1 pseudogene is annotated in these 501 nt (G+C 50.3%); it reads left to right on the top strand.

Annotated features, from left to right (window positions below):
* A pseudogene (locus R8N49_RS30960) lies at positions 1-501 on the top strand (NAD(P)-dependent oxidoreductase); the annotation flags it as partial.

Here is a 501-nt window from a genome sequence, read left to right as displayed (position 1 = left end):
GAGATTTTGTCTACAACTTACCTATTTTGATTGCGCCTAAATGGGTCGACTCAAAAGCCAACCCCATCGCCCTACCCAACCTCAATCACTATTTATTGCAGTTGGCCGAAGCATCACCCCCAGAAGAAAGCCAAATTTATGAAGTTGGTGGGCCAGATACACTCAGCTACCGCGAGCAGTTTAAAATCATTTGCCGAATCACCAACAAGCCTTATCGGCTGTGGTCGACACCGTTGCTTACCCCCAAAATGGCATCGTACTGGCTCGGTTTGGTCACCTCTGTGCCAGCAAACATCGGCAAAGCATTACTCGCAGGGTTAGAGCATGACTACATCGCCGATTCCAAAGCGATTGAAGCACGATTTCCGCAAACGCTGATCAGCTACGAGCAAGCGGTATCCGATACCATCCAAGATGAAGGCACGTTTGTGCGCAGTAATGTTTGGGGCTTTGAGCCAGCGGCACTTCGTCGATGGCAGCCGGGGTATGGCTACTACCCTA

It is taken from the genome of Vibrio sp. 1978, from assembly GCF_033344345.1.
This window is presented reverse-complemented; position numbering and strand designations above follow the sequence as displayed.